At 54.0% G+C, this 17,096-nt stretch carries 15 protein-coding genes; 12 read left to right on the top strand and 3 right to left on the bottom strand.

Annotation, left to right across the window (positions count from 1 at the left end; translation table 11 throughout):
* Window positions 1-42 precede the first annotated feature (42 nt).
* The 3 genes from rplI to rpsF form a co-directional block, all read right to left on the bottom strand.
* On the bottom strand, window positions 43-486 hold the full coding sequence (gene rplI / locus ACVWYF_RS09160; RefSeq protein ID WP_457066958.1) for a 50S ribosomal protein L9: 444 nt from the start codon (window positions 484-486) through the stop codon (window positions 43-45).
* Window positions 487-583: 97 nt separating this feature from the next.
* Window positions 584-817: a 30S ribosomal protein S18 gene (gene rpsR, locus ACVWYF_RS09155; protein ID WP_035561439.1), complete on the bottom strand. Its 234-nt coding sequence runs from the start codon at window positions 815-817 to the stop codon at window positions 584-586.
* A gap of 54 nt (window positions 818-871) precedes the next feature.
* The gene (rpsF, locus tag ACVWYF_RS09150) at window positions 872-1,249 is read right to left on the bottom strand and encodes a 30S ribosomal protein S6 (RefSeq protein WP_457066955.1); all 378 of its coding nucleotides are present in this window, start codon (window positions 1,247-1,249) and stop codon (window positions 872-874) included.
* A gap of 535 nt (window positions 1,250-1,784) precedes the next feature.
* Here rpsF and ACVWYF_RS09145 point away from each other — a divergent pair.
* From ACVWYF_RS09145 to ACVWYF_RS09090, 12 genes are all read left to right on the top strand, one after another.
* Window positions 1,785-3,116 (top strand): cytochrome c3 family protein, encoded by a 1,332-nt coding sequence (locus ACVWYF_RS09145; RefSeq protein WP_457066952.1) that lies wholly within the window; start codon window positions 1,785-1,787, stop codon window positions 3,114-3,116.
* Between the two features lie 101 nt (window positions 3,117-3,217).
* Complete coding sequence (locus tag ACVWYF_RS09140) at window positions 3,218-6,232, top strand: TAT-variant-translocated molybdopterin oxidoreductase (protein WP_457066949.1); 3,015 nt, start codon at window positions 3,218-3,220, stop codon at window positions 6,230-6,232.
* A 24-nt stretch (window positions 6,233-6,256) separates the two neighbouring features.
* A complete protein-coding gene (gene nrfD / locus ACVWYF_RS09135) occupies window positions 6,257-7,711 on the top strand; it encodes an NrfD/PsrC family molybdoenzyme membrane anchor subunit (RefSeq protein WP_457066946.1) in 1,455 nt (484 codons plus the stop codon).
* Complete coding sequence (locus tag ACVWYF_RS09130) at window positions 7,704-8,231, top strand: DUF3341 domain-containing protein (protein ID WP_457066943.1); 528 nt, start codon at window positions 7,704-7,706, stop codon at window positions 8,229-8,231. Before nrfD ends, ACVWYF_RS09130 begins: the two co-directional genes overlap by 8 nt.
* Entirely contained in the window at window positions 8,231-8,977 is a 747-nt protein-coding gene (locus ACVWYF_RS09125) for a c-type cytochrome (protein ID WP_457066940.1), read from the top strand. The genes ACVWYF_RS09130 and ACVWYF_RS09125 overlap by 1 nt, the downstream gene beginning before the upstream one ends.
* 6 nt (window positions 8,978-8,983) lie before the next feature.
* A complete protein-coding gene (locus tag ACVWYF_RS09120; RefSeq protein WP_457066937.1) occupies window positions 8,984-10,294 on the top strand; it encodes a quinol:cytochrome C oxidoreductase in 1,311 nt (436 codons plus the stop codon).
* Window positions 10,295-10,377: 83 nt separating this feature from the next.
* The gene (locus ACVWYF_RS09115) at window positions 10,378-11,451 is read left to right on the top strand and encodes a cytochrome c oxidase subunit II (protein WP_457066934.1); all 1,074 of its coding nucleotides are present in this window, start codon (window positions 10,378-10,380) and stop codon (window positions 11,449-11,451) included.
* A gap of 31 nt (window positions 11,452-11,482) precedes the next feature.
* The gene (locus ACVWYF_RS09110) at window positions 11,483-13,366 is read left to right on the top strand and encodes a cytochrome c oxidase subunit I (RefSeq protein WP_457066931.1); all 1,884 of its coding nucleotides are present in this window, start codon (window positions 11,483-11,485) and stop codon (window positions 13,364-13,366) included.
* Between the two features lie 161 nt (window positions 13,367-13,527).
* Window positions 13,528-14,673, top strand: coding sequence for a COX15/CtaA family protein (locus tag ACVWYF_RS09105; protein WP_457066928.1), 1,146 nt, complete (start codon window positions 13,528-13,530; stop codon window positions 14,671-14,673).
* A 66-nt stretch (window positions 14,674-14,739) separates the two neighbouring features.
* Window positions 14,740-15,591 (top strand): heme o synthase, encoded by an 852-nt coding sequence (gene cyoE / locus ACVWYF_RS09100; protein ID WP_457066925.1) that lies wholly within the window; start codon window positions 14,740-14,742, stop codon window positions 15,589-15,591.
* A 95-nt stretch (window positions 15,592-15,686) separates the two neighbouring features.
* Window positions 15,687-16,274: a cytochrome c oxidase subunit 3 gene (locus ACVWYF_RS09095; protein WP_457066922.1), complete on the top strand. Its 588-nt coding sequence runs from the start codon at window positions 15,687-15,689 to the stop codon at window positions 16,272-16,274.
* Between the two features lie 21 nt (window positions 16,275-16,295).
* Entirely contained in the window at window positions 16,296-17,069 is a 774-nt protein-coding gene (locus tag ACVWYF_RS09090; protein WP_457066919.1) for a cytochrome c oxidase subunit 3, read from the top strand.
* The last annotated feature ends 27 nt before the right edge of the window (window positions 17,070-17,096 follow it).

The raw sequence follows: 17,096 nt of genomic DNA, 5'->3' as shown, positions 1-17,096 counted from the left end.
ACCAGCAGGCAGGGCTCTTTCAAACTAGCAAAGAAACCGAGACTACTCGGCTACTACGCGGAAGTTAATCGTGTGCTTCACTTCCTTATGCAGGTTGGCCGTAGCGGTGTAGTCGCCAGCCGCAGCAGGCTCCTGGTCGAACGACAAACGCTTGCGGTCAATGTCCACACCCTTAGCTTTCAGCGCATCGGCCAATTGCAGGGTGGTTACGCGACCGAAGATTTTGCCGCTCTCACCCACCTTAGCGGGGATTTCCAGTACCATGCCACCAATCTGGTCAGCAATGGCCTGCGCGTCACCTTTGATTTTGTCGGCTTTGTGAGCGGCTTGACGCACGTTCTCGGCCGTGATTTTCTTGTTCGTCTTGTCGGCCAGCATGGCCAAACCCTGCGGCAACAGGAAGTTGCGACCGTAGCCCGATTTCACGGTCACGATGTCGTTCTTGTACCCGAGGCCCTTAACGTCGTCTTTGAGGATGATTTCCATGTCTTAATGAGATGTGAGACGTTAGACATGATACATGAGAAAGCGGGTGAACCCAATCTTACTCCTGTTCTCATGTCTAACGTCTCATGTCTAAAGTCTATTTCAGGGCGTCGGCTACGTACGGCATCAGAGCCAAGTGGCGGGCCTTCGCGATGGCCTGGGTCACTTTGCGCTGGAATTTCAGGCTGGTACCGGTGAGACGCCGGGGCAGCACGCGGCCCTGCTCGTTCACAAACTTCAGCAGGAAGTTCGGGTCTTTGTAGTCCACGTACTTAATACCGTTCTTCTTGAAGCGGCAGTATTTCTTACGGGTGTCCTGCGGCTTGTTCATAGCCGACCGGTCGTTGTTGCGGTTGAATGCGGGAGATGCCATGTCGTTGCTAAATTATTGGGCTACGGCTTCGGTTTCTTTGGCAGCCTTCTGCTGGTTCATTTCGCCGTTGCGGCGGCGGGCGTTGTACTCCACGGCGTGCTTATCGAGCACGGTCGTGAGGAAACGAATGATGCGCTCGTCGCGGCGGAAAGCCAGTTCGAGCACGTCTACGATGTTGCCTTCGCCAGTGTAGGACAGGCAGAAATAGTAGCCTGTGCTTTTCTTTTGAATCGGGTAAGCCAGCTTGCGCAGGCCCCAGGCTTCGTTTGACAAAAGGGCGGCGCTATTTTCCTTAAGCACCTGAGTGAACTTCTCGACCGTTTCTTGCACCTGGCTCTCGTTCAAAACGGGAGTCACGATGAAGACCGTCTCGTAATTTCTTTGTTCCATTACGATGGGGGTGAATTGTGGGTGAAAAAAATTGATTGGGGCGCAAAGGTACTGACTTTCCGGCACATTGCCAAGGCCAATGCATTCATCTGCCCGAATTACCCTCGCGTCCCCGGCGTTCGGTACTCAGTCATTAAACACCAGTGTCAGTGGCTTCGGCTAGTGATACCTATATATAAGGAGTAGGAGGGGAGTAGGAGGGGAGATAAAAGCAAATGTGGGACTTCACTGCCAAATGAAAAATATCCACCGAAATCATTGTCGCAAGCTAACAAAAGCTGCTGCCAGCAGTTCCGATTTAGGGCTTTAGAAATCACTGCCTAACCTGTGGCCGTCGGTTGCTTTTTGCTATCGGTATTGCTCCGTGGTTCATTGCCCCTTACTGTCTGCCTGGCCGGCGAAAGCGTGCAAAAGGGCCAATCTAAACGGCCGCCGCTGCCCGGAAATTGTATTTCACTTTTTGCCGCCTACGATTCCTGACCTACATTTGTGGCCTTGAAATGCCCTAGCATTTCGTTTTACCGTCTATTTTCTTATGAATAGCATTCGACTTCGTTCCTTACCTCATCTGTTGCTGGCGCTAGTGCTCACGTTTGCCGGTATGCAGCAGGCTTCAGCCCAAGAAGCTGCCGACGTGAAAAAACAAGGGGTAGTTCCCGGTGCCACGGCTGCCGCTACGCCTGCAACCGTTGCTGCTCCGGCCGCCGGTGGTGGTGATGCTGCGGCCATCGCCGCCGGTGATGCCCTGTTCAAAGGCAACTGCGCCCAGTGCCACGCCGTGAATGAGCAGGTAGTTGGCCCCGCCCTCGGTGGTATCTCCAAGCGCCGTCCCATCTCCTGGATTATCCCATGGATTAAGAATTCCAGCAAAGTAGTAGCCAGCGGTGATGAGTATGCCGTAGCGCTCTACAACAAGTTCAACAAGCAGCAAATGCCTTCCTTCGCCCTCTCGGACAAGGAAATCACCTCGATTGTCGCTTACATCACTTCGGAAGAAGGTAAGGCAGCTGCCCCCACTGGTGTCACTGCTGGCAATGCCGCTGCTGCTGATGGAGCTACAGGTGCTAACGGTGCTGAAGCTGGTGCTGGCAAATACATGGACATACTCCTTATTGTCCTTGTAGTAGTGCTGATTGTGCTGGTGGTAACGCTAGTTATCATTGGTAACCTGATGAAGGACGTGCTACGGGGCCGCAAAGACCTCGACGGCCGCGACATCGAAATCCTAGAGCAGCGCTTCGATTGGGGCAAGTTTTACCGCTCGCCCGTACTGCGCGGTATTGTGGGTGTCGTTTTTGCCCTCGTTTTGCTTTACGAAGGCGTACAAAGTGTAATGGCCGTGGGCCTGAACCAGGGCTATCAGCCCACGCAGCCCATTGCTTTCTCGCATAAACTGCACGCCGGCACCAACCAGATTAACTGCGCCTACTGCCACACGTCGGTGTATAAGAGCAAGTCGGCCAACATTCCTTCGGCCAACATCTGTATGAACTGCCACTCGCAGATTAAGACGGAGTCGCCCGAAATTAAGAAAATCTACCGCGCCATCGAGCGCAAGCAGCCGATTCAGTGGGTTCGTATTCACAACCTGCCTGACTTGGCTTACTTTAACCACTCACAGCACACGCAGGTGGCGGGCCTTCAGTGCCAGACCTGCCACGGCCCCATCCAGAACATGGAAGTGGTGTACCAGTATTCGGCCCTCACCATGGGCTGGTGCATCAACTGCCACCGCGAGATGCCTCTCAACACGAAGAACAACAAGTACTATGATAACCTCGTGAAACTGCACGACACCAAAAATGCCGGGGCCCCCTTCACCGTGTCGTCAAACGGCGGTACCGAGTGCTCGAAGTGCCACTACTAAAAATAAGCTGATTTCGGTAGAGAGTACTGGGTAGTCAGTATTCTAGTCTGCTCGTTATTAATTACTGACTACCCAATACTGATTACTGATTACCCTCCCAAATGAAGTACTGGAAAGGAATTGAGGAACTGGAAAGCGCCCCGGAGTTCATGCAATCGGCCTTTGCCGAGTTCATGCCGGTCAAGGAAAGCCACGAGAGCAAGGACGACACTTCGGCTCCCCGCCGTGACTTCCTCAAACTTATGGGTTTTGGCGTAGGTGCTGCCGTACTCGCTTCGTGCGAAACGCCGGTAGTAAAGGCCATCCCATATCTGAACAAGCCCGAGGAAATTGACCCGCTCATTTCCAACTTCTACGCTTCCACTTACTTCACCGGCTCGGACTACAACGCTGTACTGGTAAAGGCCCGCGAAGGCCGGCCGATTAAGTTGGAAGGCAACCCCGAGTCGCCCATCACCAAAGGTGGCCTGTCGGCCCGCGCTCAAGCCGCTGTGTTGAGCCTGTACGACGGTGGCCGTTTGCAGAACTTCGCTATCAAAGGCCAGAAGGCCGAGGTGAAGCAGGTGGACCAGGAAATCCGCACGAAGCTGGCGGGTACTTCGGGCCGTATCGCCATCGTGTCGCACACGATTATCAGCCCAAGTACAAAGAAGGCCATTGCCGAATTCGCCGCCCGCTACCCCAACACCACCCACGTTATGTATGACGCGCATTCGGCCACCGGCCTGCTGCAAGCCAACGGTGGCGTGGTTCCCGGCTACGATTTCAGCAAGGCTAACGTCATTGTGAGCCTTGGTGCTGACTTCCTTGGTACCTGGATTTCGCCGGTAGAATACGCCAAGCAGTACGTGGTAAACCGCAAGGTGAGCACGGACAAGCGCACCATGTCGCGCCACTTCCAGTTCGAAACCGCCATGTCGCTCACCGGCTCCAACGCCGATGTGCGTGTGCCGGTTAAGCCTTCGGAGCAAGGTGCCATAGCTCTCGCCCTGTACAATGCTGTGGTGAGCGGTGGCAGCGTTTCGACTTCCGCTCCTTATGGCAAGCAGTTGGCTACCGCCGCTGCTGAGTTGAAGGCAAGCGGCAGTGCCAGCCTCGTGGTTTCGGGTTCGAACGACCCGGCTGTGCAGTCGCTGGTAACCGCCATCAACCAAGCTCTAGGCAATGCCGGCACTGCTATTGGTGCGGCTTCGAGCAACGTGCGCCAAGGCGATGATGCCAAGATGGCTGCGCTGGTAAATGACATGAATAACGGCAGCGTAGGAGCCGTGATTTTCTATAATGCCAACCCGGTGTTCAACCACCCGATGGGCGATAAAGTGAAGGCTGGTATTGCTAAAGTGGCGCTAACCATTTCGCTCAACGACCGTCTGGATGAAACCGGCAGCCTCTGCCAGTATGCCGCTCCCGACAGCCACTGGCTGGAATCGTGGAACGACTTTGAGCCCAAAGCTGGCTACCTCAGCCTGTCGCAGCCGGTAATTACGCCGCTCTTCACTACCCGCCAGGCCCAAGAAAGCCTGTTGCACTGGGCTGGCAACAACACGACTTACTACCGCTTCCTGCGTGCCAACTGGCGCGGGATGACCCCAACGGATGCGGCCTGGGACAAAGTAGTGCATGATGGCGTGGCCATGGGCACCGCTCTCCCCGCCGCTCCGGCCATGACGACCATGAGCGCCGCCGCCGCTGCATCGCACTTGAGCGGTGCCGCCAAGCAGAACGGTGTTGAACTGGCTCTCTACGAAAAAGTAGGCCTGAGCGCGGATGGCTGCGGTGCCAACAACCCCTTCCTACAAGAACTGCCCGACCCGATTTCGAAAGCAACCTGGGGCAACTACGTAGCTGTACCCCGCGCCATGGCTGTTGCCAACAAGTGGGAGCAGGGCGATGTAGTGAAAGTGACTGCTAACGGTCACAGCATCGAACTGCCCGTGCTGATTCAGCCCGGCCAGACCAATGGCACGGTGAGCATCGCCCTCGGTTACGGCCGGACCATGGCTGGTAAAGCCGGCGACAAAGTAGGGGAGAACGCCGCTCCGCTCGCGCTGATGGCTAACGGCATTCAGTACATGAATGTAGTGACGCTGGAGAAGACGAGCGCAACCTCGCCCATAGCGCAGACCCAGACGCACCAGACGCTGATGGACCGCCGCCCGGTAGTGCAAGAGAATACGCTGGCTAACTACAAAAAGAATCCCAAAGAGGTAACTGAGTACGAAAAAATTTCCACGCCCGACGGTATGGAAGCGCCCAGTAAAGTATCGCTGTGGCAGGACTATCAGTACAATAACCACCACTGGGGCATGGCTGTGGACCTCAATTCGTGCATCGGCTGCGGCTCGTGCGTGATTGGGTGCCAGACCGAAAATAACACCGCCGTAGTAGGAAAGCAGCAGGTCATCAACCGCCGCGAGATGCACTGGATGCGTATCGACCGCTACTACAGCTCGGATACGCATAAGAGTGACTTCGATACCAAAGGCAAGGTGGCTACTTACGCCGCCATGGAAGACCCTTCGGAGAACCCGCAGGTTATTTTCCAGCCGATGATGTGCCAGCAGTGCAACCACGCACCCTGCGAAACGGTGTGCCCGGTACTGGCTACCACGCACAGCTCGGAAGGTCTCAACCAGATGACCTACAATCGTTGCATCGGTACGCGCTACTGCGCCAACAACTGCCCATACAAAGTGCGTCGTTTCAACTGGTTCTCGTACTACTCGAATGAGAAGTTTGAAATCGTGAACGGCCATATGTTCACCGACCTTGGCCGCATGGTGCTGAACCCGGACGTGACAGTTCGTGCCCGTGGTGTGATGGAGAAATGCTCGTTCTGCGTGCAGCGCATTCAGCTCGGTAAGCTCGAAGCCAAAAAGCAGAAGCGCCGCCCGGTCGATGGCGAGATTGTAACTGCCTGCGCCCAGTCGTGCCCCACCGATGCCATCGTATTCGGTGACATGAAAGACCCCAAGAGCCGCATCAGCAAGCTTCTCCGTCGCGAAGATGGTGAGCGCGCTTTCCACTCGCTCGACTCCATTAACGTGCAGCCGAACGTTACGTACCTGACGAAGATTCGGAACTCTGAGTCGGAGTTCTTCGGCCAAGAAGCTTAAGAAAACGCTTAATCTATATCAACTATGCAGCACGTATCAGCCGTACGCGAGCCGCTCGTAACTGGCGGTAAGACGTTACACGACGTAACGCAAGACATCTGCTATCAGGTCGAAGCCAAGCCCAACCTCCGTTGGATGGCTGCTCTGAGCGTGGCGCTGTTCTTCCTAGGGGTGTTCTTCTACTCCGTGTACCGCACCGTATGGTACGGCATTGGTGAGTGGGGCCTGAACAAAACCGTGAACTGGGCCTGGGACATCACCAACTTCGTGTGGTGGGTGGGTATCGGCCACGCCGGTACGCTGATTTCGGCCGTGCTGCTGCTGTTCCGTCAGAAATGGCGGAGCTCCATCAACCGCGCTGCCGAGGCAATGACCATCTTCGCCGTAATCTGCGCCGCCATGTTCCCGGTGTTGCACATGGGCCGTCCGTGGTTGGCATTCTACGTATTCCCGCTGCAAAACACGCTGGGTTCGCTGTGGGCCAACTTTAATTCGCCGCTGCTCTGGGACGTATTCGCCATCTCGACCTACTTCACCGTGTCGCTGGTGTTCTGGTACATCGGCCTGATTCCGGACTTCGCTTCGATTCGTGACCGCGCCAAAGGCCCAATTGCCAAGTTCAGCTATTCTATGCTGAGCTTCGGCTGGAAAGGTTCGGCCAAAGCATGGTCGCGCTACGAGACGGTTTCGCTGATTTTGGCTGGCGTTTCGACACCGCTCGTACTCTCGGTACACACTATTGTATCGATGGACTTTGCCACCTCGGTCGTACCAGGCTGGCACACCACCATCTTCCCGCCTTACTTCGTAGCTGGTGCTATCTTCTCAGGTTTCGCCATGGTGCTTACCCTGATGTTGATTACCCGCGTGGTGTTCCGCCTCGAAGACTACATCACGCTGGAGCACATCGCGCTGATGAACAAAATCATGATGGTGACTGGCTCCATCGTGGGTGTGGCTTACATCACGGAGTTCTTCATCGCTTGGTACTCGCAGGTGGAATTTGAGCAGTATGCCTTCATTAACCGCGCTACTGGTCCCTACTGGTGGGCTTACGCTATGATGATGACCTGCAATGTGATTACGCCGCAGCTGGTGTGGTTCCGCCGCGTGCGCTACAGCATTCCGCTCACGTTCGCACTGTCGATTGTGGTTAACATTGGTATGTGGTTCGAGCGCTTCGTAATCATCGTGACTTCGCTGCACCGCGACTATCTGCCATCGAGCTGGGCCATGTTCTCGCCCTCGATTATCGACATCGGCCTGTATGTTGGTACCCTTGGTCTGTTCTTCACGCTATTCCTGCTCTTTGCCAAGTTCTTCCCCGTGATTAACATGGCCGAGGTGAAAACCATTCTGAAGTATACCGTCGACAACGGTCCGACTTACAACCCCGCAAAGGCGCACCACGCCCCCGTTCAAACTTCTACGCCAGGTGTGCCTGCTTCGGCTCCCGTAACCTATAACCAGCATGACTAAGCGCTTCGCCCTTGGCATCTTCGAAGATGAGGATGTACTGCTGCACGCCGTTGAGAACGTGCGCGCCGCCGGCGTGAAAATCCACGACGTGTTTTCGCCCTACCCGGTACACGGAATTGATGATGCCCTCGGCATTGAACGTTCGCGCCTGCCCATTGCGGCCTTCTTCTTCGGCATGACGGGTCTGTCCTTCGCGCTGTGGATGCAGATTTATATGCTAGGCTTCGACTGGCCGATGATTATCGGTGGTAAACCAGCGATTTCACTACCTGCCTTTGTGCCGGTAGCATTCGAACTGACGGTGTTCTTTACCTGTCACGGCATGGCCATTACCTTTTTCACGATAACGGGCCTGTATCCGCGCTTCAAAGTGCCGGTAATGGATGTTCGCGCCACCGACGACAAGTTTGTACTGGCCATCGAGTTGGACGAAACGAGCTCGCAATTTCCCCGGCTGACCCAGCTGTTGCGCGATAATGGCGCTTCGGAAGTCAACCAAAAAGAAATGACTAACAACTAATGACGCATCCGCTGACCCTGAGCCTGCGCGTTTCGGCGCTGCTGCTGTCCCTGGGACTGGCCACCACGGCCTGCACCCACGATGGAAACGACCCCGGCGTAGAATATGCCCCGGAGATGTACGAATCCATCCCCTACGAGCCCCTGCGCCAGACCACGTTTAACACCGTGAACTCGTTCGGTATCAATGAGCGAACTCCTGCCAACGGCACCATTCCCCGCGGCAAGCTTAGCTACTTCGACCACATCCCCAAGGATAGTGTGCGGATAGCCGAGCGGGTGCTGCATAACCCATTCCCTTACACTAAGGCTAACTTGGAAGAAGGCAAAGTGCTTTACACGCGCATTTGCTCACACTGTCACGGTGAGCAGGGCAATGGTCAGGGCCCGGTTGGGATAATCTACAAGGGGGTGCCGAATTACTCGACCGGCGCTTACAAGACGATGAATGATGGCCACATCTTTCACGTCATCGAATGGGGCCGCAACCGCATGATGCCCCACGGCTCGCAGGTCAATCCCGAAGAGCGTTGGAAAATTGCCATGTACGTGCATGTGTTGCAGCGTGGCGAAGGTCCGGACGCACTCAGCAAGCTGATTGCCAAAGGCCCGACCAGCACGGCCAATGACTCGACTGAAATGAAAGATGCCACTAACCAGGCCCCGGTGGGGCAGGCTCAGGCTGGCAACGGTGCTGAAACGCCCGGTCAAGGAAATACAAAAGCATCTAACGGCACCGCCAACTAACGCACTATGGCAACTCTGACGCATCAAGAAAGCGCCACGGCTGAACAGCTCGTCGTTACGGATGGCGCCCGTAAAACATTTATTGCCATCATCGTCACCGGTGTGGTGGTACTCATTATCGGTATTTTGGCCCAGATAATGGGCTGGGGTGCTGCTGAGCATAGTGAAGCGGCCGGCCATGCGGCGGCCGCGCACGGTGCCGCCCACGAAGAAGGAAGTTCTGTGCTGGTTAAGCGCGTGCTTGTAAGCCTCTGGCACAGCAACCTGTTTTTCCTTGGCGTGTCTACCGTTGGAACGGTATTCGTAGCCATCAATTACGTAGCCTACGCTGGCTGGTCGGTGATGGTAAAGCGTATCGCGGAAGCCCTCAGCGCTTGGGTTATTCCGGGAGGCGTGATTATGCTGATTGTTTTTCTGGTTGGTCGCCACGACATATTCCATTGGACTCACGAGGGTATCATGGATAAGGGCAGCCCGAACTATGATGCCATCATCGCCGGCAAAAGCGGTTTCCTCAACCTGCCGTTCTATCTCATCCGCACCATTATTTACGTCTCCATCTGGGCTTTTTTCAGTTGGAAACTGCGTCAGTTGTCGCTACAGGAAGATCTGAATGGCGGCACTGTTTGGTTTCACAAGAGCATCAATGCTTCGGCGATGTTTCTGGTACTATACGCAGTGACCTCGTCGATGTCGGCTTGGGATTGGGTGATGTCGGTTGACACGCACTGGTTCAGCACCATGTTTGGCTGGTACGTTTTTGCTTCTTGGTGGGTATCGGGCATCGCTGCTATCGCGTTAACCGCCATTCTGCTGAAGCAGGCTGGCTACCTCCGTGCCCTGACTGCCAGCCACCTTCATGATTTGGGCAAGCTGATGTTCGGTTTCAGCATCTTCTGGACTTACGTATGGTTTTCGCAGTTCATGCTGATTTGGTACGCCAACCTTCCCGAAGAAGCAGTATACTTCAACCAGCGTCTGGGTGGGTTTGAGGGTCGCTATACCTTCTTGTTCTTCTTCAACATTGCCATCAACTTCGTCTTCCCCTTCCTAGGCTTGATGACGCGTGATGCCAAGCGTCAAATGATTATCATGAAAATCGTGGCCATCGCCATCCTGTGCGGTCACTGGTCCGACTTCTATCTAATGCTGATGCCGGGCACTTTGCGTGGCGATAACGGGTTCCTGATTGAGATTGGCATTGCTGCCATTTTTCTCGGTGCTTTCCTGATTCTGTTCACGCGCCGCTTGGCTTCAGCCTCCTTGGTTCCGGTTAATCACCCTTTCCTTGACGAGAGCATTCACCACACTACTTAGACATTAGATTGAAAAACTGAGCGCAAACTGTTAACAAAACGTGCGCTCAGTTCTTAATACTTAGTACTCCATACTAAAACTCAATGACTGCTCTTACCATTTTGCTGGTGTTGGTGCTGCTGTTGGTCGTGTTCGGCCTGCTGTTTCGCCTGCAGATTTTTACCTCTATTTTCTCGGGTACTTTCACCCGCGACATTGGCATGAGCAATAGCGTCAATGCTATTCTGATGCTGGTTTTCCTCGTTGGTGGTGGGGCATGGTTTGCCTACTCTTTCGTTGAAAACTTCAACAAGATGAACCCGCCCATTGCTTCGGTGCATGGCCACCAGATGGAGCGGATGTTCTGGATTACAATGGCTGTAATTGGGGTAGCTTTTGCTATTACTCAGACGTTGTTGTTCTGGTACTCTTACAAATACCAGCATAAGGAAGGCCGTCGCGCTTACTTCTTTGCTCATAACAACACGATTGAGGTTATCTGGACGATTATCCCAGCCATCGTAATGGCTTCGCTGATTTTCGCAGGTTGGAAAGCATGGACTCGTATTACTGGTCCCGCGCCAAAAAATTCGGTGGTCGTTGAGGTAATGGGCAAGCAATTTAACTGGCTGGTGCGTTACCCCGGCCGCGATATGAAGCTTGGTGTAATCAACTACCGCATGATTGATGCCGTGAACGAGTGGGGTTTTGACCTGAGTGACAAGTCGTCGCTGGATGATTTCACGACCAACGAAATTCACGTTCCCAAAGGCGTTCCGGTGCTGATTAAGATTCGTTCGCGCGATGTATTGCACGCTGTTTACATGCCGCATTTCCGTGTGCAGATGTACGCCGTACCCGGTATGCCGACTCGCTTTTGGTTCACGCCAACCACTACGACTGACGAGATGCGTGCTAAACTGGGTAACCCCAAGTTCAACTATGAATTGGCTTGCAATCAGGTGTGCGGCGGCAGCCACTTCGCCATGAAAGCTACCGTGATTGTGGATGAGCCGGACGATTATCAGAATTGGTATGCCGCTCAGCAGTCATTTGCTCAAAAAAATCCGGATGTATTGGCTGCTTTCAAACAGAAGGCCAAAATGATGGTTACTCCAGTAGCTGCCGCGCCTAAGGAGAAAGAAGCTGCTCCCGTGCCTTTGGCTGCTTCTTACTAATAACTACTAACGGTATTCCGATATGTCAGACATGACACCCAAACCCAATCTTTCTCCGGGCGTGCAAACGCAGGGCGGTATTGGTTCCGCTCCGGTGCCGGCTACCAAGCACGGCGACCATATACATCATCATGACCACGAACACGAACACCACGACCAGCACTGGCTGTGGAAGTATGTGTTCAGCCAGGACCACAAGCAAATTGCCAAGCAGTTCCTGATTACGGGCATGCTGTGGGCTATCATCGGTGGTACGCTTTCCAGCTTATTCCGTTTGCAACTCGGCTGGCCCGAAGGCACGATGGAGTGGCTGAAGCCGGTTCTTGGTGGTTGGATTCAGGCTGGTAAGCTGAACCCCGAGTTTTACCTCGCACTTGTGACGATGCATGGTACCATCATGGTATTCTTCGTGCTGACGGCTGGCTTGAGTGGTACGTTCTCAAACTTTCTCATCCCGCTGCAAGTAGGTGCCCGCGACATGGCTTCGGGCTTCATGAATATGCTCTCGTACTGGTTCTTCTTCCTATCGAGCGTTATCATGTTCTCCTCGCTGTTCATTGAAACCGGCCCGGCTGCGGCTGGCTGGACAATTTACCCGCCGCTGAGCGCATTGCCACAAGCTATTCCGGGTTCCGGCGCGGGCATGACGCTGTGGCTCGTAAGCATGGTGTTCTTCATCGTATCGCAGTTGCTGGGCGGTGTTAACTACGTGACGACGGTTATCAACCTGCGTACCCGTGGCATGAGCATGAGCAAGCTGCCGCTTACTATCTGGGCTTTCTTCCTGACGGCTATTCTCGGTATTCTGTCGTTTCCGGTGCTCTTCTCGGCTGCTCTGCTGCTTGTGTTTGACCGTTCGTTCGGCACCTCATTCTTCCTGTCAGACATCTACATTGCTGGTCAGGCTTTGAGCAACCAAGGTGGTTCGCCGGTATTGTTCCAGCACTTGTTCTGGTTCCTGGGCCACCCCGAGGTGTATATTGTAATCATGCCGGCTATGGGTATGGTGTCGGAAGTACTGGCTACGAATGCTCGTAAGCCCATCTTCGGCTACCGTGCCATGATTGGTTCGCTGATTGGCATCTCGCTGCTGTCGTTCGTAGTATGGGCTCACCACATGTTCGTAACGGGCATGAACCCCTTCCTGGGTTCGGTCTTCATGTTCCTGACGCTGATTATCGCGGTGCCATCGGGCGTGAAGGTATTTAACTGGCTGGCAACGTTGTGGCGTGGTAATATTCGCTTCACGGCTGCAATGCTGTTTGCCATTGGTTTCGTGTCGCTGTTTATTTCGGGTGGTCTGACGGGTATTATCCTCGGCAATGCTACGCTGGACATTCAGATGCACAACACCTACTTCGTGGTAGCTCACTTCCACTTGGTAATGGGTAGCTCGGCATTCTTCGGCCTGTTCGCCGGGGTTTACCACTGGTTCCCGAAGATGTTCGGCCGTATGATGGACGAGAAGCTGGGCTATATCCACTTCTGGTTGACGTTTGCTGGCGTGTATCTTGTATTTATGCCTATGCACTACGTTGGTATCGCAGGTTTCCCCCGCCGCTACTATGCTTGGACAGGCTTCGATGCTTTCTCGCAATTTGCTGACATGAACAAGTTCATTTCTATTGCGGCTATCATCGTCTTCTTAGGGCAGTTTATCTTTATCTTTAACTTCTTCTACAGCATTTTCCGTGGCCGTCGTGCAACCGAGAATCCCTGGAACTCGACCACGCTGGAGTGGACTACGCCGGTTGAGCCTGGCCACGGCAACTGGCCCGGCGAGATTCCGGCCGTATACCGCTGGCCCTATGACTACAGCAAGCCCGGTTCGGATGTGGACTTTATTCCTCAGAATATACCGTACTCGCAAACACAGTCGTCGAACCTGCCCTACGAACAGGAACTGGCCGACTAACTAGGAGACGTTTGATTAACCAATTCACTTGGAAAAGTCCCGAAACGGGCCGCCTAAACGGCGGCCCGTTTTTGTGCCACGGGTTTCCATTGATGAATTTAATCTAATGCGCGATTTGCCTGTTCCGGTTATGCTTTGACAGTGCTCACCGCCTTTTTATTATGCAGAATTCTCAGTTGAGCCCCGCCATCCAGCGCTTCCGTTTTGTCGGAATTCTCACCGTTGTGAGTGTTTATCTATTGATTTTGGTAGGTGGTATAGTCCGTAGTACCGGTAGCGGTATGGGCTGCCCCGACTGGCCCAAATGTTTCGGTAGTTGGGTGCCGCCGACTGAAGCCAGTCAGTTACCAGCTAATTATAAAGAAATTTATACCGCGCAGCGGGTGGCTAAAAATCAGAAACTGGCGCGCACGCTTCAACAAATGGGTTTTGCCCAAGTAGCAGGCAGTATTTTCGCACATCCTACGCAGTACATCGAGACAGATTTCAACCCGGTTAAAACCTGGATTGAATATGTAAACCGATTGTTGGGGGCGCTGATTGGGGTATTCGTATTTCTCACAGTTGTGTTTGCCTTACCCTATTGGCGGCGGGACCGGACTGTTTTTTGGCTGGCTTTTGCCTCGTTTTTACTCACGGGTGTGCAAGGGTATCTGGGGTCCTTAGTAGTTTCTACCAATTTGCTGCCCGTCATGGTAACGGTACACATGGCGCTGGCGCTAGTGATTGTGGCGTTATTGCTATATGCCGTTGACCGCGCAAAGTCAGGGATGGTGCAAACTGTGGAAGGAGCCTTTGCAACTGGAGCAGAAATGGATAAGCCACTGACAATGCAGCGGCCTGCTGCCACATTACAAATGTGGATTTGGGCAGCATTGTTACTCACATTTTGGCAGATTGTGCTGGGTACGCAAGTACGTGAGCAGGTTGATATCGTGTCGGCAGCGGCCGGGTACGTGGGGCGCGAAACATGGGTCTCTAAACTAGGTAGTGTATTTAGTATTCATCGTACCATGTCGGCAGCGGTGTTGCTGCTGAACGTGTATGTAGGCTATGAACTGTGGCAGTCAGCTCAACAGCGCCTGCGCAACTTGGTTACAGCTACCCTGGCACTCATTGGGCTGGAAATTATAGCGGGATTTGTGCTGGCATTATTTGCCTTGCCGGCCATTGTGCAGCCGGTACACCTCACGCTGGCTACCGTGCTGTTTGGAGTGCAGTTCCTCGCACTACTAGCCGTGGCTCGCGCCCGTAAAAGCCCAGAAACTATTGCACCTGCGGATGCACCCCGGCGGGTTGTTGCGTAACTTTGCGGCCCCGTTGAGGATGGCTTCGACAAGTTGGGCCGGGCGACGAAATTATTAGTACGATTAATGGTTAAGGCCCGCGCCTATTTTCAGCTGCTCAAATTCCGGCTTTCGCTCACGGTAGCGTTTTCCAGCGCCATTGGGTACATGCTGGGGTCGCACGAGCTCAGTTGGAGCCGGGCGCTACTGGTGATGCTGGGCGGCCTGCTCGTAACCGGCTCGGCCAATATCATCAACCAAGTACACGAGCGTGAGTTGGATAAGCTTATGACGCGCACGGCCAAGCGTCCCTTGCCGTTAGGCATTCTCTCGCCAGCAGAGGCGTGGGTATTCTGTGTGCTTCTGGGCGTGGCTGGCTTGTCGCTGCTCTGGTTTTACTTCAACCCGCTCACGGCCGGCCTTTCGCTGCTGTCACTCATCCTCTACGGCTTCATCTACACGCCGCTGAAGACGATTTCGCCCATTTGCGTGGCTGTGGGAGCAATCCCGGGCGGTTTGCCGCCGCTCATTGGCTGGGTGGCGGCCACGGGCTACATCGGGGTCGAAGCCTGGGTGCTGTTCGGTATTCAATTTATGTGGCAGTTTCCGCATTTCTGGGCCATTGCCTGGGTGGCCGATGATGATTACAAGCGGGCCGGGTTCAAGATGCTGCCCACGCCGGGCAACCGTGACCTGCGCACCGCGTTCCAGATTATGACTTACACGCTGCTGCTGATTCCGCTGAGCCTGTTGCCGCTGGAATTCAATATCTCGGGCCGTATTTCGGCGCTGGTAGCCGTGGTGGCCGGGGTGCTGTTTCTGCTGCTCACGGTGCAGCTCATGCGCACGCAGTCGCGCAAGGCGGCATTGCGCATCATGTTCGCCTCTTTTTTGTACTTGCCCATCGTACAAATTGCTTTGGTGCTGGACAAAATCTAGTAGTCAGTTGTTAACAATGTAGTTGTGAATCGGAGCCGAAAAAACCGAATAAGCAGCAATTGAAAACTGACCATTCATACTTAAATAGTTAGATTATGAATCCTTCTGAAACGTTATCCGAAAAGGAAGTTGGGCTCGGCTGGCACCCCAAGCGGGTGTTACTCATCCTACTCATTTTCAGTATTGTAATGATGTTCGCGGCTTTTACCAGCGGCTACATTGTGCGCCGCGATGAAGGCAACTGGCGCGAATTTGATTTGCCTGGTTCCCTGCTCATCAACTCCATCCTGATTGCGCTGAGCAGTGCCAGCATGCAATGGGCGTATTTCTCAGCCCGTAAGGATGAAATCAGTCGGGTTAAAACAGGCCTGATTATCACGTTGGTCCTCGGGCTGGCCTTCCTGGTGGGGCAGTACCACAGCTTCGGCGATTTGGTGGCGGGCAATACCTACTTTGGTGGGGCCGATGCCAATCCTTCCGGTTCGTTCGTATACGTATTGATGGGTGTGCATGCTTTTCACTTGGTTACGGGGCTTATTTTTCTGGCCCTAGTCCTCAAGCGGACGCTTAACTATCAGGTGCATTCGCGGGCCCTGCTCTCCATCGGCAACGCTACCTTATACTGGCACTTTCTAGGCGGGCTTTGGCTGTACCTGTATTTGTTCTTACTTTTGAACCACTAAAACGACGTTACGCTGTCTGCTATGGCCCAATCGACCACTTTGCCGCACCCCGCGGCTTCCGCTACCCAAGATGCCCCGCGCACCGGCAACTGGGATGGCGGCAACGAACCCTTCAAAGCGAGCTATGGCAAGCTGATGATGTGGTTCTTCCTGCTTTCTGACGCATTTACCTTCGCTGCCTTCCTCACCACCTATGGCATGATTCGCCATAAGCACGAGGTTTTCACCGGTGAAGCCAAAGACTTTGTGTTCAGCACGCGTTGGTGGCCCATTCCCGACCACGTATTCAATGCTTTTCCCGGCATGGGCGAAGCGAACGTTCCCCTCGGTTTCGTGGCCTTGATGACCATGATTCTGATTTTGAGTTCGGTGACCATGGTGCTGGCCGTAGAAGCCGGCCACCGCATGGACAAAGCCGATGTGCAGAAATGGCTGCTCTGGACCATCCTGTTTGGTGCTACCTTCCTGGGTAGCCAGGCTTGGGAGTGGGGTCACTTCATCCACGGCCACACTGAGGGCACGGTAATGGCCGATGGTACCGTATTTCACGGCGCTAACCTGGCAATGAATCAGTACGGTCCGGTGCTTTTTGCCGACCTGTTCTTTTTCATCACCGGCTTCCACGGCACCCACGTATTCTCGGGTGTGTGCTTGTTGATTTGGTGCTTCATTGCCACCACCAATGGTACGTTCGAAAAGCGCGGCCACTACGAGATGATTGAGAAAATCGGCCTCTACTGGCACTTTGTAGATTTGGTGTGGGTATTCGTATTCACCTTCTTCTACCTCGTTTAATTCTAATTATAAAATTTGAATAATGAA

It is taken from the genome of Hymenobacter sp. UYAg731 (assembly GCF_054061335.1).
The sequence above is the reverse complement of the archived record's forward strand: the minus strand, read 5'-3'. Positions and strand labels throughout refer to the sequence as shown.